This window comes from Escherichia sp. WS3227_2 (assembly GCF_046486495.1).
In the GTDB taxonomy this organism is placed as follows: domain Bacteria; phylum Pseudomonadota; class Gammaproteobacteria; order Enterobacterales; family Enterobacteriaceae; genus Escherichia; species Escherichia coli.
Window position 1 is genome coordinate 35,709 of record NZ_JBJQLG010000018.1, and the last position, 20,413, is coordinate 56,121.

General features: G+C 49.4%; 18 protein-coding genes. 14 read left to right on the forward strand and 4 right to left on the reverse strand.

Annotated features, from left to right (window positions below):
- Positions 1-23 precede the first annotated feature (23 nt).
- Positions 24-1,214 carry a maltose/maltodextrin ABC transporter substrate-binding protein MalE gene (gene malE, locus ACJHXB_RS21125; protein WP_000695387.1) on the reverse strand — a complete coding sequence of 397 codons (1,191 nt, stop codon included), beginning with the start codon at positions 1,212-1,214 and terminating at the stop codon, positions 24-26.
- Positions 1,215-1,578: 364 nt separating this feature from the next.
- On the opposite strand from malE, the gene malK reads away from it, so the two are divergent.
- From malK to ubiA, 6 genes are all read left to right on the forward strand, one after another.
- Positions 1,579-2,694 carry a maltose/maltodextrin ABC transporter ATP-binding protein MalK gene (malK, locus tag ACJHXB_RS21130; RefSeq protein ID WP_000179165.1) on the forward strand — a complete coding sequence of 372 codons (1,116 nt, stop codon included), beginning with the start codon at positions 1,579-1,581 and terminating at the stop codon, positions 2,692-2,694.
- A 71-nt stretch (positions 2,695-2,765) separates the two neighbouring features.
- Positions 2,766-4,106 (forward strand): maltoporin LamB, encoded by a 1,341-nt coding sequence (gene lamB / locus ACJHXB_RS21135; RefSeq protein ID WP_000973658.1) that lies wholly within the window; start codon positions 2,766-2,768, stop codon positions 4,104-4,106.
- Positions 4,107-4,257: 151 nt separating this feature from the next.
- Positions 4,258-5,178: a maltose operon protein MalM gene (malM, locus tag ACJHXB_RS21140; protein WP_000783444.1), complete on the forward strand. Its 921-nt coding sequence runs from the start codon at positions 4,258-4,260 to the stop codon at positions 5,176-5,178.
- 228 nt (positions 5,179-5,406) lie between these two features.
- Positions 5,407-6,987, forward strand: a complete 1,581-nt coding sequence (locus tag ACJHXB_RS21145) for a SopA family protein (protein WP_000579095.1) — start codon at positions 5,407-5,409, stop codon at positions 6,985-6,987.
- 222 nt (positions 6,988-7,209) lie between these two features.
- On the forward strand, positions 7,210-7,707 hold the full coding sequence (gene ubiC, locus ACJHXB_RS21150) for a chorismate lyase (protein WP_001468913.1): 498 nt from the start codon (positions 7,210-7,212) through the stop codon (positions 7,705-7,707).
- 12 nt (positions 7,708-7,719) lie between these two features.
- Complete coding sequence (gene ubiA / locus ACJHXB_RS21155) at positions 7,720-8,592, forward strand: 4-hydroxybenzoate octaprenyltransferase (protein WP_000455227.1); 873 nt, start codon at positions 7,720-7,722, stop codon at positions 8,590-8,592.
- A gap of 154 nt (positions 8,593-8,746) precedes the next feature.
- Here the strand turns inward: ubiA and plsB are convergent, their stop codons facing one another.
- On the reverse strand, positions 8,747-11,170 hold the full coding sequence (gene plsB / locus ACJHXB_RS21160) for a glycerol-3-phosphate 1-O-acyltransferase PlsB (protein WP_000017354.1): 2,424 nt from the start codon (positions 11,168-11,170) through the stop codon (positions 8,747-8,749).
- Between the two features lie 170 nt (positions 11,171-11,340).
- Between plsB and dgkA the strand changes: the two genes are divergently transcribed.
- The 4 genes from dgkA to ACJHXB_RS21180 all read left to right on the forward strand — a co-directional run bounded on the left by dgkA (position 11,341) and on the right by ACJHXB_RS21180 (position 14,150).
- Complete coding sequence (gene dgkA, locus ACJHXB_RS21165; RefSeq protein WP_000002913.1) at positions 11,341-11,709, forward strand: diacylglycerol kinase; 369 nt, start codon at positions 11,341-11,343, stop codon at positions 11,707-11,709.
- 109 nt (positions 11,710-11,818) lie between these two features.
- Positions 11,819-12,427: a transcriptional repressor LexA gene (lexA, locus tag ACJHXB_RS21170; RefSeq protein WP_050876214.1), complete on the forward strand. Its 609-nt coding sequence runs from the start codon at positions 11,819-11,821 to the stop codon at positions 12,425-12,427.
- Between the two features lie 72 nt (positions 12,428-12,499).
- Positions 12,500-13,825 carry an MATE family efflux transporter DinF gene (gene dinF, locus ACJHXB_RS21175; protein WP_001301116.1) on the forward strand — a complete coding sequence of 442 codons (1,326 nt, stop codon included), beginning with the start codon at positions 12,500-12,502 and terminating at the stop codon, positions 13,823-13,825.
- A gap of 115 nt (positions 13,826-13,940) precedes the next feature.
- The gene (locus ACJHXB_RS21180) at positions 13,941-14,150 is read left to right on the forward strand and encodes a CsbD family protein (RefSeq protein WP_001030593.1); all 210 of its coding nucleotides are present in this window, start codon (positions 13,941-13,943) and stop codon (positions 14,148-14,150) included.
- Positions 14,151-14,191: 41 nt separating this feature from the next.
- Here the strand turns inward: ACJHXB_RS21180 and zur are convergent, their stop codons facing one another.
- Positions 14,192-14,707, reverse strand: coding sequence for a zinc uptake transcriptional repressor Zur (gene zur / locus ACJHXB_RS21185; RefSeq protein ID WP_000416263.1), 516 nt, complete (start codon positions 14,705-14,707; stop codon positions 14,192-14,194).
- Positions 14,708-15,026: 319 nt separating this feature from the next.
- Here zur and ACJHXB_RS21190 point away from each other — a divergent pair, with 319 nt between their 5' ends.
- The 3 genes from ACJHXB_RS21190 to pspG all read left to right on the forward strand — a co-directional run bounded on the left by ACJHXB_RS21190 (position 15,027) and on the right by pspG (position 17,758).
- The gene (locus ACJHXB_RS21190; RefSeq protein WP_000912586.1) at positions 15,027-15,983 is read left to right on the forward strand and encodes a DUF2713 family protein; all 957 of its coding nucleotides are present in this window, start codon (positions 15,027-15,029) and stop codon (positions 15,981-15,983) included.
- A gap of 361 nt (positions 15,984-16,344) precedes the next feature.
- The gene (gene dusA, locus ACJHXB_RS21195) at positions 16,345-17,382 is read left to right on the forward strand and encodes a tRNA dihydrouridine(20/20a) synthase DusA (RefSeq protein ID WP_001298868.1); all 1,038 of its coding nucleotides are present in this window, start codon (positions 16,345-16,347) and stop codon (positions 17,380-17,382) included.
- A 133-nt stretch (positions 17,383-17,515) separates the two neighbouring features.
- The gene (pspG, locus tag ACJHXB_RS21200) at positions 17,516-17,758 is read left to right on the forward strand and encodes an envelope stress response protein PspG (protein WP_000891404.1); all 243 of its coding nucleotides are present in this window, start codon (positions 17,516-17,518) and stop codon (positions 17,756-17,758) included.
- A 165-nt stretch (positions 17,759-17,923) separates the two neighbouring features.
- On the opposite strand, the gene ACJHXB_RS21205 is transcribed toward pspG, so the two are convergent.
- Complete coding sequence (locus tag ACJHXB_RS21205) at positions 17,924-18,907, reverse strand: quinone oxidoreductase (RefSeq protein WP_000235522.1); 984 nt, start codon at positions 18,905-18,907, stop codon at positions 17,924-17,926.
- An 82-nt stretch (positions 18,908-18,989) separates the two neighbouring features.
- Here ACJHXB_RS21205 and dnaB point away from each other — a divergent pair, with 82 nt between their 5' ends.
- Positions 18,990-20,405: a replicative DNA helicase gene (dnaB, locus tag ACJHXB_RS21210; RefSeq protein ID WP_000918363.1), complete on the forward strand. Its 1,416-nt coding sequence runs from the start codon at positions 18,990-18,992 to the stop codon at positions 20,403-20,405.
- Positions 20,406-20,413 lie beyond the last annotated feature (8 nt).

Here is a 20,413-nt window from a genome sequence, read left to right on the forward strand (position 1 = left end):
GCCGCATCCGGCATTTCACAGCATTACTTGGTGATACGAGTCTGCGCGTCTTTCAGGGCTTCATCGACAGTCTGACGACCGCTGGCGGCGTTGATCACCGCAGTACGCACGGCATACCAGAAAGCGGACATCTGCGGGATGTTCGGCATGATTTCACCTTTCTGGGCGTTTTCCATGGTGGCGGCAATACGTGGATCTTTCGCCAACTCTTCCTCGTAAGACTTCAGCGCTACGGCACCCAGCGGTTTGTCTTTATTGACCGCTTCCAGACCTTCGTCAGTCAGCAGATAGTTTTCGAGGAACTCTTTCGCCAGCTCTTTGTTCGGACTGGCGGCGTTAATACCGGCGCTCAGCACGCCAACGAACGGTTTAGATGGTTGACCCTTGAAGGTCGGCAGTACCGTTACACCATAATTCACTTTGCTGGTGTCGATGTTGGACCATGCCCACGGGCCGTTGATGGTCATCGCTGTTTCGCCTTTATTAAAGGCAGCTTCTGCGATGGAGTAATCGGTGTCTGCATTCATGTGTTTGTTTTTAATCAGGTCAACCAGGAAGGTCAGACCCGCTTTCGCGCCAGCGTTATCCACGCCCACGTCTTTAATGTCGTACTTGCCGTTTTCATACTTGAACGCATAACCCCCGTCAGCAGCAATCAGCGGCCAGGTGAAGTACGGTTCTTGCAGGTTGAACATCAGCGCGCTCTTACCTTTCGCTTTCAGTTCTTTATCCAGCGCCGGGATCTCTTCCCAGGTTTTTGGCGGGTTCGGCAGCAGATCTTTGTTATAAATCAGCGATAACGCTTCAACAGCGATCGGGTAAGCAATCAGCTTGCCGTTGTAACGTACGGCATCCCAGGTAAACGGATACAGCTTGTCCTGGAACGCTTTGTCCGGGGTGATTTCAGCCAACAGGCCTGATTGAGCGTAGCCACCAAAGCGGTCGTGCGCCCAGAAGATAATGTCAGGGCCATCGCCAGTTGCCGCAACCTGAGGGAATTTCTCTTCCAGTTTATCCGGATGCTCAACGGTGACTTTAATTCCGGTATCTTTCTCGAATTTCTTACCGACTTCAGCGAGACCGTTATAGCCTTTATCGCCGTTAATCCAGATTACCAGTTTACCTTCTTCGATTTTGGCGAGAGCCGAGGCGGAAAACATCATCGTCGTTAATGCGGATAATGCGAGGATGCGTGCACCTGTTTTTATTTTCATAATCTATGGTCCTTGTTGGTGAAGTGCTCGTGAAAACACCTAAACGGACTCTAGTTTCTTTATACGGCAACCTCTTTCCATCCTCCTTGCCCCTACGCCCCACCGTTGCTTTGTGTGATCTCTGTTACAGAATTGGCGGTAATGTGGAGATGCGCACATAAAATCGCCACGATTTTTGCAAGCAACATCACGAAATTCCTTACATGACCTCGGTTTAGTTCACAGAAGCCGCGTTCTCATCCTCCCGCCTCCTCCCCCATAAAAAAGCCAGGGGGTGGAGGATTTAAGCCATCTCCTGATGACGCATAGTCAGCCCATCATGAATGTTGCTGTCGATGACAGGTTGTTACAAAGGGAGAAGGGCATGGCGAGCGTACAGCTGCAAAATGTAACGAAAGCCTGGGGCGAGGTCGTGGTATCGAAAGATATCAATCTCGATATCCATGAAGGTGAATTCGTGGTGTTTGTCGGACCGTCTGGCTGCGGTAAATCGACTTTACTGCGCATGATTGCCGGGCTTGAGACGATCACCAGCGGCGACCTGTTCATCGGTGAGAAACGGATGAATGACACTCCGCCAGCAGAACGCGGCGTTGGTATGGTGTTTCAGTCTTACGCACTCTATCCCCACCTGTCAGTAGCAGAAAACATGTCATTTGGCCTGAAACTGGCAGGCGCAAAAAAAGAGGTGATTAACCAACGCGTCAACCAGGTGGCGGAAGTACTACAACTGGCGCATTTGCTGGATCGCAAACCGAAAGCGCTCTCCGGTGGTCAGCGTCAGCGTGTGGCGATTGGCCGTACGCTGGTGGCCGAGCCAAGCGTATTTTTGCTCGATGAACCGCTCTCCAACCTCGATGCTGCACTGCGTGTGCAAATGCGTATCGAAATCTCCCGCCTGCATAAACGCCTGGGCCGCACAATGATTTACGTCACCCACGATCAGGTCGAAGCGATGACGCTGGCCGACAAAATCGTGGTACTGGACGCCGGTCGCGTGGCGCAGGTTGGGAAACCGCTGGAGCTGTACCACTATCCGGCAGACCGTTTTGTCGCCGGATTTATCGGTTCGCCAAAGATGAACTTCCTGCCGGTAAAAGTGACCGCCACCGCAATCGATCAAGTGCAGGTGGAGCTGCCGATGCCAAATCGTCAGCAAGTCTGGCTACCTGTTGAAAGCCGTGATGTCCAGGTTGGAGCCAATATGTCGCTGGGTATTCGCCCGGAACATCTACTGCCGAGTGATATCGCTGACGTCATCCTTGAGGGTGAAGTTCAGGTCGTCGAGCAACTCGGCAACGAAACTCAAATCCATATCCAGATCCCTTCCATTCGTCAAAACCTGGTGTACCGCCAGAACGACGTGGTGTTGGTAGAAGAAGGTGCCACATTCGCTATCGGCCTGCCGCCAGAGCGTTGTCATCTGTTCCGTGAGGATGGCACTGCATGTCGTCGACTGCATAAGGAGCCGGGCGTTTAAGCACCCCACAAAACACACAAAGCCTGTCACAGGTGATGTGAAAAAAGAAAAGCAATGACTCAGGAGATAGAATGATGATTACTCTGCGCAAACTTCCTCTGGCGGTTGCCGTCGCAGCGGGCGTAATGTCTGCTCAGGCAATGGCTGTTGATTTCCACGGCTATGCACGTTCCGGTATTGGCTGGACAGGTAGCGGCGGTGAACAACAGTGTTTCCAGACTACCGGTGCTCAAAGTAAATACCGTCTTGGCAACGAATGTGAAACTTATGCTGAATTAAAATTGGGTCAGGAAGTGTGGAAAGAAGGCGATAAGAGCTTCTATTTCGACACTAACGTGGCCTATTCCGTCGCACAACAGAATGACTGGGAAGCTACCGATCCGGCCTTCCGTGAAGCAAACGTGCAGGGTAAAAACCTGATCGAATGGCTGCCAGGCTCCACCATCTGGGCAGGTAAGCGCTTCTACCAACGTCATGACGTTCATATGATCGACTTCTACTACTGGGATATTTCTGGTCCTGGTGCCGGTCTGGAAAACATCGATGTTGGCTTCGGTAAACTCTCTCTGGCAGCAACCCGCTCCTCTGAAGCAGGTGGTTCTTCCTCTTTCGCCAGCAACAATATTTATGACTATACCAACGAAACCGCGAACGACGTTTTCGACGTGCGTTTAGCGCAGATGGAAATCAACCCGGGCGGCACATTAGAACTGGGTGTCGACTACGGTCGTGCCAACCTGCGTGATAACTATCGTCTGGTTGATGGCGCATCGAAAGACGGCTGGTTATTCACTGCTGAACATACTCAGAGTGTCCTGAAGGGCTTTAACAAGTTTGTTGTTCAGTACGCTACTGACTCGATGACCTCGCAGGGTAAAGGTCTGTCGCAGGGTTCTGGCGTCGCGTTTGATAACGAAAAATTTGCCTACAATATCAACAACAACGGTCACATGCTGCGTATCCTCGACCACGGTGCGATCTCCATGGGCGACAACTGGGACATGATGTACGTGGGTATGTATCAGGATATCAACTGGGATAACGACAACGGCACCAAGTGGTGGACCGTCGGTATTCGCCCGATGTACAAGTGGACGCCAATCATGAGCACCGTGATGGAAATCGGCTACGACAACGTCGAATCCCAGCGCACCGGCGACAAGAACAATCAGTACAAAATTACCCTCGCACAACAATGGCAGGCTGGCGACAGCATCTGGTCACGCCCGGCTATTCGTGTCTTCGCAACCTACGCCAAGTGGGATGAGAAATGGGGTTATGACTACAACGGCGATAGCAAGGTTAACCCGAACTACGGCAAAGCCGTTCCTGCTGATTTCAACGGCGGCAGCTTCGGTCGTGGCGACAGCGACGAGTGGACCTTCGGTGCCCAGATGGAAATCTGGTGGTAATAGCAAAAACTGGGCCGGATAAGGTGCTTGCGCCGCATCCGGCATAAAAACAGGTTGTCATTATCTGAAAGGGGCGCAAGCCCCTCTGATTATCGGGTTTAGCGCGCTATTGCCTGGCTACCGCTGAGCTCCAGATTTTGAGGTGAAAACAATGAAAATGAATAAAAGTCTCATCGCCCTCTGTTTATCAGCAGGGTTGCTGGCAAGCGCGCCTGGAATCAGCCTTGCCGATGTTAACTACGTACCGCAAAACACCAGCGACGCGCCAGCCATTCCATCTGCCGCGCTGCAACAACTCACCTGGACACCGGTCGATCAATCTAAAACCCAGACCACCCAACTGGCGACCGGCGGCCAACAACTGAACGTTCCCGGCATCAGTGGTCCGGTTGCTGCGTACAGCGTCCCGGCAAATATTGGCGAACTGACCCTGACGCTGACCAGCGAAGTGAACAAACAAACCAGCGTTTTTGCGCCGAACGTGCTGATTCTTGATCAGAACATGACCCCATCAGCCTTCTTCCCCAGCAGTTATTTCACCTACCAGGAACCAGGCGTGATGAGTGCAGATCGGCTGGAAGGCGTTATGCGCCTGACACCGGCGTTGGGGCAGCAAAAACTTTATGTTCTGGTCTTTACCACGGAAAAAGATCTCCAGCAGACGACCCAACTGCTCGACCCGGCTAAAGCCTATGCCAAAGGCGTCGGTAACTCGATCCCGGATATTCCTGACCCGGTTGCTCGTCATACCACCGATGGCTTACTGAAACTGAAAGTCAAAACGAACTCCAGTTCCAGCGTGTTGGTCGGGCCACTATTTGGTTCTTCCGCTCCAGCTCCGGTTACGGTAGGCAACACGGCGGCACCAGCTGTGGCTGCACCCGCTCCGGCACCGGTGAAGAAAAGCGAGCCGATGCTCAACGACACGGAAAGTTATTTTAATACCGCGATCAAAAACGCTGTCGCGAAAGGTGATGTTGATAAGGCGTTAAAACTGCTTGATGAAGCTGAACGCCTGGGGTCAACATCTGCCCGTTCCACCTTTATCAGCAGTGTAAAAGGCAAGGGGTAATTACGCCCCACAGTGCTGATTTTGCAACAACTGGTGCGTCTCCTGGCGCACCTTTTTTTATGCTTCATTCCAGGGATATGAGCGATTTTTTATAGTACTTCACTTCTTCTTCACTAAGAATATCTATTATCTCAATGCCTTATCAGAGATTCTTTTCCTTTCGCCGGTAGTGTCTGGACGCTCAGGCTACTTTTCCAGGTTATTTTATTTCTGTAATACAGAGGTTTTATGATAGGTCATATCACAAATTCTGGCGGCAATAACTCTTTGATGAAACATGATGTGGTGCAAGGAAATAATATAGTAGATCTTGATTTACTACGTAATTTTAATGGGGTGCCAGGGTTAAATCGAGAAAATTTTATTTATATCAGCAATATATTTTTAAATATAAAACAACGGAACGAAAAAAATCATGCAATAAATATGTTTCGTGAAGTCTCAATCAGTAATGATATTATAAGCGTAAAATTTTATAGAAATGAAAAAATAGAATGCGCTTGTGATTTTATGATGGATAAAGATGCGCAGGGGTATATCGACCTGTCTGATTTGGATTTAACAAGTTGCCATTTTAAAGGTGACGTTATTTCGGAGGTGTCTTTTTTATCGTCAAATCTACAACATGCAACTTTCGAATGTAAAGACATTGAGAATTGCAATTTTACTAAGGCAACAGTTAATAATGTCATATTTAAATGTCGACGTTTACACAATGTGATTTTTCTCAAAACGAGTGGCGAATGTGTTGATTTTAGCCAAAATATTCTTGATACAGTTGACTTCTCGCAGAGTCAACTTGGTCATAGTAATTTTCGCGAATGTCAGATTAAAAATTCAAACTTCGATAATTGTTATCTTTATGCTTCGCACTTCACCAGAGCAGAATTTCTTTCTGACAAAGAAATATCATTTATTAAATCGAATTTGACAGCTGTTATGTTTGATCATGTGCGAATGTCGACAGGGAATTTTAAAGATTGCATTACAGAACGATTGGAATTAACTATTGATTATTCAGATATATTTGGGAATGAAGATCTTGATGGTTATATCAATAACATTATAAAAATGATTGATACATTGCCAGATAATGCAATGATATTGAAATCCGTTCTGGCAGTAAAATTGGTGATGCAATTAAAAATTCTTAATATTGTTAATAAAAACTTTATTGAGAATATGAAGAAAATATTTAGCCATTGCCCTTATATAAAAGATCCAATTATACGTAGTTATATCCATTCTGATGAAGATAACACGTTCGATATTTTTATGCGTCAACATCGATTCAGTAAAGTGAATTTCGATACCCAACAGATGATCGTTTTTATTAACAGATTTAATATGAATAAAGGGCTGATTGATCAAAATAACAATTTTTTTATCCAACTTATCGATCAGGCTCTACGATCAACGGATGATACGATCAAAGCAAATGCCTGGCATCTTTATAAAGAGTGGATTCGTAGTGATGATGTTTCACCTATCTTTATAGAAACTGAAGATAATTTAAGAACCTTTAACACGAATGAATTAACACGAAACGATAATATCTTTATCCTGTTCTCCTCTGTCTATGATGGGCCAGTTATGGTGGTAAGCTCCCAGCGCTTACATGATATGTTGAATCCTACAAAAGATACCAATTGGAATTCCACGTATATCTACAAATCCAGACATGAGATGTTGCCTGTTAATCTTACTCCGGAAACACTTTTCGGCACCAAATCTCAGGATAAACATGCGCTTTTCCCAATTTTTACTGCGAGTTGGCGAGCTAATCGTATAAAGAATAAAGGTATTTAAGTAAAGGAAAACATCATCGTTCCTGGCATCCTGGGCGGTGATGTCCCTATGGTTGCCCTCGCCAGCACGGGCATCGGCAAAGCGTAAGGTTCAACAGCGTTTTACCACTTCATGCGATTGTTGCGTTTTTGTTGCGCATTAGATCACTTAATTTGCTTTACATCTCCCGTAAACACTTTTCTGCGATACAATGCCTTTACGTTATGTAACGGAGAGTTCGGCATGTCACACCCCGCGTTAACGCAACTGCGTGCGCTGCGCTATTTTACAGAGATCCCTGCCCTGGATACGCAACTGCTCGACTGGCTGTTGCTGGAAGATTCCATGACAAAACGTTTTGAACAGCAGGGAAAAACGGTGAGCGTGACGATGATCCGCGAAGGGTTTGTCGAGCAGAATGAAATCCCCGAAGAACTGCCGCTGCTGCCGAAAGAGTCTCGTTACTGGTTACGTGAAATTTTGTTATGTGCCGATGGTGAACCGTGGCTTGCCGGTCGTACCGTCGTTCCTGTGTCAACGTTAAGCGGGCCGGAGCTGGCGTTACAAAAATTGGGTAAAACGCCGTTAGGACGCTATCTGTTCACATCATCGACATTAACCCGGGACTTTATTGAGATAGGCCGTGATGCCGGACTGTGGGGGCGACGTTCCCGCCTGCGATTAAGCGGTAAACCGCTGTTGCTAACCGAACTGTTTTTACCGGCGTCACCGTTGTACTAAGAGGAAAAAAATATGGAGTGGAGTCTGACGCAGAATAAGCTGCTGGCGTTTCATCGCTTAATGCGTACGGATAAGCCAATTGGCGCGTTACTGCTGCTCTGGCCAACATTATGGGCGTTGTGGGTGGCGACACCGGGCGTTCCCCAGCTCTGGATCCTGGCGGTGTTTGTCGCGGGTGTCTGGCTGATGCGCGCTGCTGGTTGCGTGGTGAATGATTATGCTGACCGCAAGTTTGATGGTCATGTTAAGCGTACGGCGAACCGACCACTTCCCAGCGGCGCGGTAACGGAGAAAGAGGCGCGCGCGCTGTTTGTCGTGCTGGTACTGATTTCGTTTTTACTGGTGCTGACGCTGAATACGATGACCATTCTGTTGTCGATTGCCGCGCTGGCGCTGGCGTGGGTGTACCCGTTTATGAAGCGGTATACCCATCTACCGCAAGTGGTGCTGGGGGCGGCGTTTGGCTGGTCGATTCCAATGGCTTTTGCCGCTGTGAGTGAGTCGGTGCCGTTGAGTTGCTGGTTAATGTTCCTCGCCAATATTCTCTGGGCGGTGGCTTACGACACGCAGTATGCGATGGTTGACCGCGATGATGATGTGAAGATTGGCATTAAATCCACTGCAATCCTGTTCGGCCAATACGATAAATTGATTATTGGTATTTTGCAGATTGGCGTACTGGCGTTGATGGCGATTATCGGTGAGTTAAATGGCTTAGGCTGGGGATATTACTGGTCAATTCTGGTGGCTGGCGCGCTGTTTGTTTATCAACAAAAACTGATTGCCAACCGTGAGCGAGAAGCCTGCTTTAAGGCATTTATGAATAATAACTATGTTGGTCTGGTACTGTTTTTAGGGCTGGCAATGAGTTACTGGCATTTCTGATGATGTAAAAAAGCCGGATGATCATCCGGCTTTCTTCTGGGCTGCCTGATGCGCTGCGCTTCTCAGACCTACACAACATATCGCAATTTATTGAATTTGCAGTTCATAGTAGGCCGAATAAGGCGTTTGAGCCGCATCCGGCAATTCTCACTGATTACCCTTCGCCCTGCGTCGCACTCTCAATCGTCAAACGCACGTCTGATGTAATCAACTCCGCCAGCAACTGATACACCTTCATCGTTTCTGCCGGTTCGGCGTCGCCGCTATCGCTGATATACCCTTCATCACGCAGTGTCAGCACCAGAGAACTGAACACCGCCTTGTCGAAGAACTCCGGCGCGTTGATCCCGTGCAGCACGGAGAGACGTTGCGCGACGGTGCGGCTCTCTTTCTCCAGCGTACCGCGGTTGATCGACGGGTTGGCGCTCAACAGCCAAAAAGTGATGGCATAACGTTGCAGCGTTTCGCGCGCGCCTGCGGCTAGCAGCTGTAGCGTGCGAGAATGCGCCGGGTTGATATGCAACTCATCATCTTGCAGGGTAATCAGCCCCTGACGTTGCATCTCATTGGCCAGCGCATCAATAACGTCCGGCAACTCGTCGCGATCCCAGCGCAGGAACAGCTCCGCTTTCAGCATTGGGTAAAGCACATTGACGTGCTCCATCAATACGTCGCGGGAGATGTGGCGATGCTGGGTGACAATTGCCGCCATCAGCGAAGGCAGCACCAACATATGCGCAATGTTGTTGCGATAGTAGGTCATCAGTACCGCTTGCTCGCGCGGCAGAATGATGATGTCGCCGATCGTGTCTTTCTCGACTTCAAACTTGTTCATTTGCAGCGCGTGATCGATAAGCTCGCTGGCGCTGGCTGAAGGAACGGTAGAGTCCGTGGAGTAAGGCACATTGCGCATCAGATCCAGGTAGCAGTTGAGTTGCTCGGTTAACTGCTCGCGGGTGAGTGAGCGCTGACGTGACGCCAGAAGCGCAGTACAGCACAGGTTCATGGCGTTTGCCGCGCCTGCGTTGTTAATGCGTACCATCAGATCGGCAGCAATATTATTGACCGTCGGCGTTAACCATGCCGGACGCACCGCTTCGATGGGATCGATAGATTCACGCCAGTCTGGTACGTGCTGGTTAAGGTAGGTCATCAACGGCATTGGTTCACCGAAGTTGACGTAACCCTGACCGAGATTACGCAGCTTGCTTAAACCGCGCAGCATCTGCGGCAGGCTCTCTTTCTCTTTCGTCGCACCGCGCAGTTCTTTGGCGTAAGTACCCACTTCCATGACGTGCTCATAACCGATATAGATCGGAATCAGCGTAATCGGACGCGTGCCGCCACGCAGCATCGCCTGAATGGTCATCGACAGCGTACCGGTTTTCGGATCCAGCAAACGCCCCGTGCGGGAACGACCGCCTTCCACGAAGTACTCGACGGAATAACCACGGCTGAACAGTTCGCCGAGATACTCACGGAAAACGGTGGAATAAAGTTTATTGCCTTTAAAAGTACGGCGAATAAAGAACGCCCCCAGACGGCGGAAAATCGGCCCAGCCGGCCAGAAGTTCAGGTTGATCCCGGCGGCGATATGCGGCGGCACCAGCCCCTGGTGATACAGCACGTAAGAAAGCAGCAGGTAGTCCATGTGACTGCGGTGGCAAGGCACATACACCAGCTCATGACCGTCGTGGGCCAGCTGACGAACGCGCTCAGCGTTATGGACGTTGATGCCCTGGTAAAGGCGGTTCCAGGTGAAGCCCAGAATACGGTCAGTCAGGCGGATCATCTCGTAAGAGAAATTCGCCGCAATCTCTTCCATCAGCGCAATCGCGTTCTGCTGCGCTTTTTCATGGGAGATTTTTTTGCTGCGCGCTTCATCTTCTACCGCTTTGGCAATGGCGCGGGAGGCGAGCAGCTTATTAAACAGATCCTGACGAGCAGGCAGACGTGGGCCTACGGCAGCCAGACGTTGACGGGCAAAGTGCATACGCGCCACGCGCGCCAGTTTCTGAGCGATAGTTTTATCCGTGCCGTGTTCATCCGCCATACGGCGCAGCGAAACTGACGGCGAGAAACGCACAAAACTGTCGCGACCGAGCCACAGTACAGCGAAAAATTTCTGTACGCCGTTAAGCATACGCAGCGGCGGGTTCACTTCGCCTTTTTCACGCCCCGGCGCGCGACCAAACATCACCGATACTGGCACCATCTGCACATCCAGATTTGGGTTGCTACGGTGCAAATCGAGATAGTCGTGGAACAGCTTAATAGACTCTTCTTTCGGCGTGTAATAGGTGAATACACGCGGCCCGCCGTGAATGAACACATAGCGCGGCAGTAGCGTGCCGTCGATTTCCAGCGGCTCTAACGGGTCAGGCAGGTCATGTGCCAGACACTGGGCGCGCAACGTCAGCAAATCTGCTTTCGAGTTGTACGGTAAAACGTACATAATTGGACGAGAGGTATCCAGCCCCAGTTCCGGGGCAGGATCTGCCGGAATAGACTTGCTTTTTACCAGGATGCTTAATGGTAAATTCAGTAATTTGTAGTAAATTCGTGGCCAGCCGGACATAAACGATGTAAAGCCTCTGGTTAATAATGCAAATGCGCGGCAAGGATAGCAGAAAGTCATGGGAAATTCTGTGGTATCCGCTCATGTTTCGCGCGGCGTTACGCAAACCCGAATCATCGGATTTAACGGTACACTGATATTGACGCTCATAATGTAAAAAGGTTCTTTCAATGGCCAATAATACCACTGGACTCACCCGAATTATCAAAGCTGCTGGCTATTCCTGGAAAGGTTTACGCGCTGCATGGATCAACGAAGCGGCCTTCCGTCAGGAAGGCGTAGCGGTATTGTTGGCGGTGGTCATCGCCTGCTGGCTGGATGTGGACGCAATTACCCGCGTGCTGCTTATCAGCTCCGTGATGCTGGTGATGATTGTGGAAATCCTCAATAGCGCCATCGAAGCAGTGGTTGACCGAATTGGCTCTGAATACCATGAGCTATCCGGACGCGCTAAAGATATGGGATCCGCCGCGGTGCTGATTGCGATTATCGTCGCCGTGATTACCTGGTGCATCCTGTTATGGTCGCATTTTGGATAACCCTTCCAGATTTCGATAAATCTCTGGTTTATTGTGCAGTTTATGGTTCCAAAATCGCCTTTTGCTGTATATACTCACAGCATAACTGTATATACACCCAGGGGGCGGAATGAAAGCGTTAACGGCCAGGCAACAAGAGGTGTTTGATCTCATCCGTGATCACATCAGCCAGACAGGTATGCCGCCGACGCGTGCGGAAATCGCGCAGCGTTTGGGGTTCCGTTCCCCAAACGCGGCTGAAGAACATCTGAAGGCGCTGGCACGCAAAGGCGTTATTGAAATTGTTTCCGGCGCATCACGCGGGATTCGTCTGTTGCAGGAAGAGGAAGAAGGGTTGCCGCTGGTAGGTCGTGTGGCTGCCGGTGAACCGCTTCTGGCGCAACAGCATATTGAAGGTCATTATCAGGTCGAGCCTTCCTTGTTCAAGCCGAATGCTGATTTCCTGCTGCGCGTCAGCGGGATGTCGATGAAAGATATCGGCATTATGGATGGCGACTTGCTGGCAGTGCATAAAACTCAGGATGTACGTAACGGTCAGGTCGTTGTCGCACGTATTGATGACGAAGTTACCGTTAAGCGCCTGAAAAAACAGGGCAATAAAGTCGAACTGTTGCCAGAAAATAGCGAGTTTAAACCAATTGTCGTTGACCTTCGTCAGCAGAGCTTCACCATTGAAGGGCTGGCGGTTGGGGTTATTCGCAACGGCGACTGGCTGTAACATATCTCTGAGACCGCGATGCCGCCTGGCGTCGCGGTTTGTTTTTCATCTCTCTTCATCAGGCTTGTCTGCATGGCATTCCTCACTTCATCTGATAAAGCGCTCTGGCATCTCGCCTTACCCATGATTTTCTCCAATATCACCGTTCCGTTGTTGGGGCTGGTCGATACGGCGGTTATTGGTCATCTTGATAGTCCGGTTTATTTGGGCGGCGTGGCGGTTGGTGCAACGGCGACCAGCTTTCTCTTTATGTTGTTGCTGTTTTTACGCATGAGCACCACCGGGCTGACTGCGCAGGCTTATGGTGCCAAAAATCCTCAGGCATTAGCCCGTGCGCTGGTGCAACCGTTGCTGTTGGCGTTGGGGGCTGGGGCGTTAATTGCGCTGTTGCGTACGCCGATTATCGATCTGGCGCTGCATATTGTTGGCGGTAGTGAAGCAGTCCTGGAACAGGCGCGGCGCTTTCTTGAAATCCGCTGGTTAAGCGCACCGGCGTCGCTGGCGAATCTGGTATTACTTGGTTGGTTACTCGGCGTGCAATATGCCCGTGCGCCAGTAATTTTGTTAGTGGTCGGCAATATCCTCAACATTGTGCTGGATGTCTGGCTGGTGATGGGGCTGCATATGAACGTGCAGGGCGCGGCGCTGGCGACGGTTATTGCGGAATATGCAACATTGCTGATTGGTCTGCTAATGGTGCGTAAAATCCTCAAACTACGCGGAATCTCCGGCGAAATGCTGAAAACTGCCTGGCGAGGAAATTTCCGTCGCTTGCTGGCGCTTAACCGCGATATCATGCTGCGCTCGCTGTTGTTGCAACTCTGTTTCGGCGCGATCACCGTACTTGGCGCGCGACTGGGGAGTGACATTATCGCTGTTAACGCGGTTCTGATGACGCTACTCACCTTTACCGCCTATGCGCTGGATGGTTTTGCCTACGCGGTTGAAGCACATTCCGGTCAGGCATACGGTGCGCGCGACGGTAGCCAGTTGCTGGATGTCTGGCGGGCAGCGTGCCGCCAGTCGGGGATCGTAGCGTTACTGTTTTCGGTGGTTTATTTGCTGGCAGGGGAACACATCATTGCGTTACTGACGTCGTTAACCCAGATTCAGCAGCTGGCCGACCGCTATCTTATCTGGCAGGTGATTTTGCCGTTGGTTGGCGTCTGGTGTTATCTGCTGGACGGCATGTTTATAGGCGCAACGCGTGCCGCCGAAATGCGTAACAGTATGGCGGTGGCCGCCGCAGGTTTTGCGCTGACGCTCCTTACGCTGCCGTGGCTGGGTAATCATGGTTTGTGGCTGGCATTAACCGTCTTTCTGGCTTTGCGCGGGCTTTCTCTGGCGGCTATCTGGCGGCGTCACTGGCGCAACGGTACCTGGTTTGCCGCAACGTGACGGTTAAAAATTCTGAATAAATAATCCTAAGCCAAATTGCTGACTACACTTAATCTCACGTTCAGAAGAAAAGTGAACGTACTCTCATTCACAACCTAACGATGAGGTCTTGATTATGAATAAAGATGAAGCCGGCGGTAACTGGAAACAGTTTAAAGGTAAAGTGAAAGAGCAATGGGGCAAACTGACCGATGATGATATGACGATCATTGAAGGTAAACGTGATCAACTGGTCGGTAAAATCCAGGAACGTTATGGTTATCAGAAAGATCAGGCAGAAAAAGAGGTCGTGGATTGGGAAACCCGCAATGAGTATCGCTGGTAATTAATCCCTCCTGCCCGACGTGTACAAGGATGTACGCCCTCTTAACGTGATTTCTTTTTCACCTGTACAGAGTGATCATGCTGGCACTGTTCAGGATGACGACACGCTTCCACTTCCACGCATGCCGCACAGAGTCCATGTGCTTCAATCACATTATGCCGCAGGGCAAACCCCATTTTTGCCGCCAGCGTATGCATGATGTCTTCCACGCCTTCTGCACATTCTTCTTTCACCGCGCCGCAGCGATCGCAAATAAACATGGCTGAAGTATGGGTGGGCTGGTCGAACAGATGACAGAGCACATAACTGTTGGTGGATTCCACCTTATGCACAAAACCTTGCTCAAGCAGAAAATCCAGCGCGCGATAAACCGTTGGCGGCTTGGCTTGCGGTTCAGCTTCGCGCAGCAAATCAAGCAGATCATAAGCGCTGATAGCGCCATCCTGCAGACTCATCAGGCGCAACACTTCCAGGCGCTGTGGAGTCAGGCGCACATTACGCTGCGCGCAGATTTTTTCAGCCTGCGCTAATAACTCCTGCGTTGTGGTCTTTTCCATCGGGCACCTCAAAGTGGGGGGTTAAGAATGTCCTTACTTTACCATGTTCCAGGAAAAACACCGAGAACCCTTATTGTTACCGTAATGTTGATTTTTTGATTTGTCGGTAAGGTGTTGTATTGCCTGGTAGTACCATTATCTACACGATAATAATTAATAATTCATTTTTAAATGAATTGCTTTAAGTTAACTCACTATTTATTTAACTGGGGTTGATCGCATACCCGTAGTTCAGAAAATTATGAGCGATTTTTGATAGTGACCAGATGGCAAAAGAATTATAAGGAGGACACGGTACGACAAAAAAGGTAGATGAATCATGTTGAAGATAATACCCGGTGCAACTGGATACTTTAATAAAACACTCAATTCAAATCAATTCGATAATGAAGATGCAATCAAAGGTAAAGTAAATAGTATATATGGTAAATCTATTGATTATTCAACGATGCGTCATCGGGATATAATTATTGCAAAAATAGATTTGTTTATTCAAAGAATCACTCATAATTTATGGACTGCACGTGAAAAAAATGTGACGTTAATTAAGCAAATAAATGATCTCAAAATATGTGTCAATGAGTATATTGGAGATTGTACTGATGAGGAATTAAACGATCGTGAATATATTGCATCAGTTGTTGACCGGGCTATTTTTCATTTCGCGATTAATAGTATATGTAATCTCGAGGATAATAAAGATGCGACGCCCATAGAACGATGTACTTTTGACGTAGAAACTAAGAATGGCCTTCCCTCCACGGTTCAGCTATTTTATGAGGAATCTAAAGATAATGAACCTTTAGCGAATATACATTTGCAAGCAATAGGTTATGGTTTCTTAACGTTTGTTAATGCATGTCAGGAATATGATGACAACAGCTTAAAATTATTCGCTTCGCTGTTAATTTCACGTTCATATTCTAGTGCCTACGCAGATTTAGCAGGAAGAGTGAATATTAATGAATATAATAATAACTACCTGACAGCTCAGTTTGAAGAATTATCTCAACGTGATATGAAGAAGTATCTGGGAGAGATGAAGCGTCTGGCAGATGGGGGAGAAATGAATTTTGATGACTATCTGGAGAAGATGTCACTTCTGGTGAATGAAGGAAAGCTCGAACCTGATATTTTAAGCAAAATGCGAGATGCTGCACCGCAATTAATTAGCTTCGCTAAGTCGTTTGACCCAACCTCAAAGGAAGAGATTAAAATACTTACAGACACTTCTAAATTAATTTATGATTTATTCGGGGTTAAATCGGGGAAATAATATGTGAAGTTCTTCGATGGTATGGAAGGCATTATACAAAAGAACTCAACAATGATTGGGTTCTTTTTTATCTATCAATACTATTCGCCGCGAGATATATCAGCATGGTTTATGTGTGATTTTTTATTTATCAGTCGAAACTGAATTGTTTATCATTGCTTTTCACAACGCTAACATCTAATAAGATTATATCTTCACTTCGTGAGAGCTTCATGCCTTGAGAGGATCTCAATTTTCTTTTGCAATGAGACAGGCGCTTCCTGTTGTTATGGTATAGTACCCCGCTATTGAGCCTCCTGAACAGTGATGCTGAATAACATAACTCAATGATATATCGATAAAATAATCTCTACATTTGAAAATGCACGGTAATTCTGAAATGCAAAAAATCAACCAAACCAGCGCAATGCCTGAAAAAACTGACGTTCACTGGAGTGGTCGGTTTAGCGTTGCACCAATGCTCGACTGGACGGACAGACATTGCCGCTATTTCTTGCGTCTGCTTTCCCGCAATACGTTGCTGTATACCGAAATGGTGACCACAGGGGCGATTATTCACGGTAAAGGTGATTATCTGGCGTACAGTGAAGAAGAACATCCGGTAGCGTTGCAACTCGGCGGTAGCGATCCGGCGGCGCTGGCGCAGTGTGCGAAGCTGGCAGAAGCGCGCGGATATGATGAGATCAACCTGAATGTCGGCTGCCCGTCTGACCGGGTGCAGAACGGCATGTTTGGGGCGTGTCTGATGGGTAATGCGCAGCTGGTTGCCGACTGCGTGAAAGCGATGCGCGATGTGGTGTCGATTCCGGTGACGGTGAAAACGCGTATTGGAATCGATGACCAGGACAGCTATGAATTTCTCTGCGATTTCATCAACACCGTTTCCGGCAAAGGCGAGTGTGAGATGTTCATCATCCACGCACGTAAAGCCTGGCTTTCTGGGTTAAGCCCGAAAGAAAACCGTGAAATCCCGCCGCTCGATTATCCGCGTGTGTATCAACTGAAGCGTGACTTTCCGCATCTGACGATGTCGATTAACGGTGGCATCAAGTCGCTGGAAGAGGCTAAAGCGCATTTGCAACATATGGATGGCGTGATGGTCGGGCGCGAAGCGTATCAGAATCCAGGCATTCTGGCGGCGGTAGACCGAGAGATCTTTGGTTCTTCGGATACCGATGCCGATCCGGTGGCGGTGGTGCGTGCCATGTATCCGTACATTGAGCGTGAACTCAGCCAGGGGACGTATCTCGGCCATATTACCCGGCATATGCTGGGCTTGTTCCAGGGTATTCCTGGCGCGCGGCAGTGGCGGCGTTATTTAAGTGAAAATGCCCATAAAGCGGGTGCTGACATTAACGTGCTGGAACACGCGCTCAAACTGGTGGCAGATAAGCGTTAACTTTTCACCAAAAAGTAGTCAAATTCACCACGCCCTGCGCACCGTCGCGGGGCGTTTTGCTGTTAAATCAATAGATTATTTTTGGCATGATTCTTGTAATGCCAGCAAGAGATTTCATATTTGGGAGAGCATCATGCTGGAACTACTTTTTGTGATTGGCTTTTTTGTCATGCTGATGGTCACCGGCGTTTCGTTGCTGGGTATTATCGCTGCGCTGGTTGTGGCGACGGCCATTATGTTCCTCGGCGGTATGCTGGCATTGATGATTAAGTTGCTGCCGTGGTTACTACTGGCGATTGCGGTGGTGTGGGTTATTAAGGCGATTAAAGCACCAAAAGTGCCTAAATATCAGCGTTATGACCGCTGGCGTTACTAAGGGATTGTGCGGATGATCACAACCTAAGGTTTTATCCTTAGAACAAAATAGGAATTGATAATCAAATCTGTCACTATTGCGCCTCTAACAGATTCATCGTGCTGTACCCTACATACAGCCGAACTATAAAAAGAAAGGGCTTCCCAGGTGGAAGCCCTATTTCTTTTATGGAATCAACAGGCTGGAACCTTGCGTCGCCCGGCTTTCCAGAATCTCATGCGCACGCTGCGCATCCTTCAGCGGATATTTCTGCTGCTCGGCGACATCGACCTTAATCACACCGCTGGCAATCAAAGAGAACAGTTCATTACTGGCCTCGGTTAATTCCTCCCGCGTGGTGATATAGCCTTGCAGGGAAGGGCGTGTCACATACAACGAGCCTTTCTGATTGAGAATGCCTAAGTTCACACCGGTAACCGCACCTGATGAGTTGCCAAAACTCACCATTAAGCCGCGGCGTTGCAGGCAATCCAGCGACCGTTCCCAGGTGTCTCTGCCCACGGAATCGTACACTACGCGCACTTTCTTACCGCCGGTGATCTCTTTCAATCGCTCGACCAGATTCTCTTCACGATAGTTAATAACCTGCCACGCGCCGGCTTTTAGCGCGCTCTGCGCTTTTTGCGCGGTTCCTACGGTGCCGATAAGTTTCGCGCCCAGAGCTTTTGCCCACTGGCAGGCAATCAAGCCAACGCCGCCAGCCGCTGCGTGGAACAGGAACTGCTCATCAGGTTTAATTTCATAGGTTTTGCGCAGCAGATAATAAACCGTTAAGCCTTTCAGGAAGGATGCCGCCGCTTGCTCAAAAGAAATTGCCGCAGGCAGAATCGCCGCTTTATCCGCATTAATGTTATGCACCGAGCTGTAAGCGCCTAACGCCGACTGCGCATAGACTACACGATCGCCTGCCTTAATATGCTTTACACCACTGCCGACTTTACTCACGATGCCTGCCGCTTCGGTACCTAATCCGCTGGGTAGCGATGGCGGTGGGTAAAGACCGCTGCGGATATACGTGTCGATAAAATTGATGCCGATGGCTTTATTTTCGACCTGGATTTCATTCTCCGCCGGATCGGCAGGAGTGAACTCTACGGCTTGAAGTACTTCCGGGCCACCGTGCTTGTGAAATTCAATTCGTGTTGCCATGTGTCCTCCAGAACGTATCGTCAGGGTCTGCTTCATATGGTAAAGTTTCGACCCATTCTTTATCTCGGTAACTCCATTCACTATGGCAGGAAATAAACCCTTCAACAAACAGCAGGCTGAACCCCGCGAACGCGATCCACAAGTTGCCGGGCTGAAAGTGCCTCCGCACTCGATCGAAGCGGAGCAGTCGGTGTTGGGCGGTTTAATGCTGGATAACGAACGCTGGGACGATGTAGCCGAGCGTGTGGTGGCAGACGATTTTTACACCCGCCCACACCGTCATATCTTTACTGAAATGGCGCGTTTGCAGGAAAGTGGTAGTCCTATCGATCTGATTACCCTTGCGGAATCGCTGGAACGCCAGGGGCAACTCGATAGCGTCGGTGGTTTCGCTTATCTGGCGGAGCTGTCAAAAAATACGCCAAGTGCGGCGAACATCAGTGCTTATGCGGACATCGTGCGTGAACGTGCCGTTGTTCGCGAGATGATTTCGGTTGCGAATGAGATTGCCGAAGCCGGTTTTGATCCGCAGGGGCGCACCAGCGAAGATCTGCTGGACCTGGCTGAATCCCGCGTCTTTAAAATTGCCGAAAGTCGTGCAAACAAAGACGAAGGGCCGAAGAACATCGCTGATGTGCTCGACGCCACGGTGGCGCGTATTGAGCAGTTGTTTCAGCAGCCACACGATGGCGTTACCGGGGTAAACACCGGTTATGACGATCTCAACAAAAAAACCGCTGGCTTGCAGCCGTCGGATTTGATCATCGTCGCCGCGCGTCCGTCGATGGGTAAAACGACATTTGCGATGAACCTCGTCGAAAACGCGGCGATGTTGCAGGATAAACCGGTACTTATCTTCTCGCTGGAGATGCCATCAGAACAGATTATGATGCGTTCTCTGGCGTCGCTGTCGCGCGTTGACCAGACTAAAATCCGTACCGGGCAGCTCGATGATGAAGACTGGGCGCGCATTTCCGGCACCATGGGTATTTTGCTCGAAAAACGTAATATCTATATCGATGACTCCTCCGGCCTGACGCCAACGGAAGTGCGTTCCCGCGCGCGCCGTATTGCCCGTGAACACGGCGGCATCGGGCTTATCATGATCGACTACCTGCAACTGATGCGCGTACCGGCGCTTTCCGATAACCGTACGCTGGAAATTGCAGAAATCTCCCGCTCGCTGAAAGCACTGGCGAAAGAACTGAACGTGCCGGTGGTGGCGCTGTCCCAGTTGAACCGTTCTCTGGAACAACGTGCCGACAAACGCCCGGTCAACTCCGACCTGCGTGAATCTGGCTCTATCGAGCAGGATGCGGACTTGATCATGTTTATCTATCGTGATGAGGTGTATCACGAAAACAGTGATTTAAAAGGCATCGCGGAAATTATTATCGGTAAACAACGTAACGGCCCAATCGGGACGGTACGCCTGACCTTTAACGGTCAATGGTCGCGCTTCGACAACTATGCGGGGCCGCAGTACGACGACGAATAATAATTATT

Excerpts from the sequence above, each read along its gene's own strand:
- ACJHXB_RS21145 (WP_000579095.1), top strand. The coding sequence starts at position 5,407 with ATGATAGGTCATATCACAAATTCTGGCGGCAATAACTCTTTGATGAAA.
- malM (WP_000783444.1), top strand. The coding sequence starts at position 4,258 with ATGAAAATGAATAAAAGTCTCATCGCCCTCTGTTTATCAGCAGGGTTG.
- dusA (WP_001298868.1), top strand. The coding sequence starts at position 16,345 with ATGCACGGTAATTCTGAAATGCAAAAAATCAACCAAACCAGCGCAATG.
- zur (WP_000416263.1), bottom strand. The coding sequence starts at position 14,707 with ATGGAAAAGACCACAACGCAGGAGTTATTAGCGCAGGCTGAAAAAATC.
- pspG (WP_000891404.1), top strand. The coding sequence starts at position 17,516 with ATGCTGGAACTACTTTTTGTGATTGGCTTTTTTGTCATGCTGATGGTC.
- malK (WP_000179165.1), top strand. The coding sequence starts at position 1,579 with ATGGCGAGCGTACAGCTGCAAAATGTAACGAAAGCCTGGGGCGAGGTC.
- ACJHXB_RS21180 (WP_001030593.1), top strand. The coding sequence starts at position 13,941 with ATGAATAAAGATGAAGCCGGCGGTAACTGGAAACAGTTTAAAGGTAAA.
- dnaB (WP_000918363.1), top strand. The coding sequence starts at position 18,990 with ATGGCAGGAAATAAACCCTTCAACAAACAGCAGGCTGAACCCCGCGAA.
- malE (WP_000695387.1), bottom strand. The coding sequence starts at position 1,214 with ATGAAAATAAAAACAGGTGCACGCATCCTCGCATTATCCGCATTAACG.
- plsB (WP_000017354.1), bottom strand. The coding sequence starts at position 11,170 with ATGTCCGGCTGGCCACGAATTTACTACAAATTACTGAATTTACCATTA.
- lexA (WP_050876214.1), top strand. The coding sequence starts at position 11,819 with ATGAAAGCGTTAACGGCCAGGCAACAAGAGGTGTTTGATCTCATCCGT.
- dinF (WP_001301116.1), top strand. The coding sequence starts at position 12,500 with ATGGCATTCCTCACTTCATCTGATAAAGCGCTCTGGCATCTCGCCTTA.
- ubiA (WP_000455227.1), top strand. The coding sequence starts at position 7,720 with ATGGAGTGGAGTCTGACGCAGAATAAGCTGCTGGCGTTTCATCGCTTA.
- lamB (WP_000973658.1), top strand. The coding sequence starts at position 2,766 with ATGATGATTACTCTGCGCAAACTTCCTCTGGCGGTTGCCGTCGCAGCG.
- dgkA (WP_000002913.1), top strand. The coding sequence starts at position 11,341 with ATGGCCAATAATACCACTGGACTCACCCGAATTATCAAAGCTGCTGGC.
- ACJHXB_RS21205 (WP_000235522.1), bottom strand. The coding sequence starts at position 18,907 with ATGGCAACACGAATTGAATTTCACAAGCACGGTGGCCCGGAAGTACTT.
- ACJHXB_RS21190 (WP_000912586.1), top strand. The coding sequence starts at position 15,027 with ATGTTGAAGATAATACCCGGTGCAACTGGATACTTTAATAAAACACTC.
- ubiC (WP_001468913.1), top strand. The coding sequence starts at position 7,210 with ATGTCACACCCCGCGTTAACGCAACTGCGTGCGCTGCGCTATTTTACA.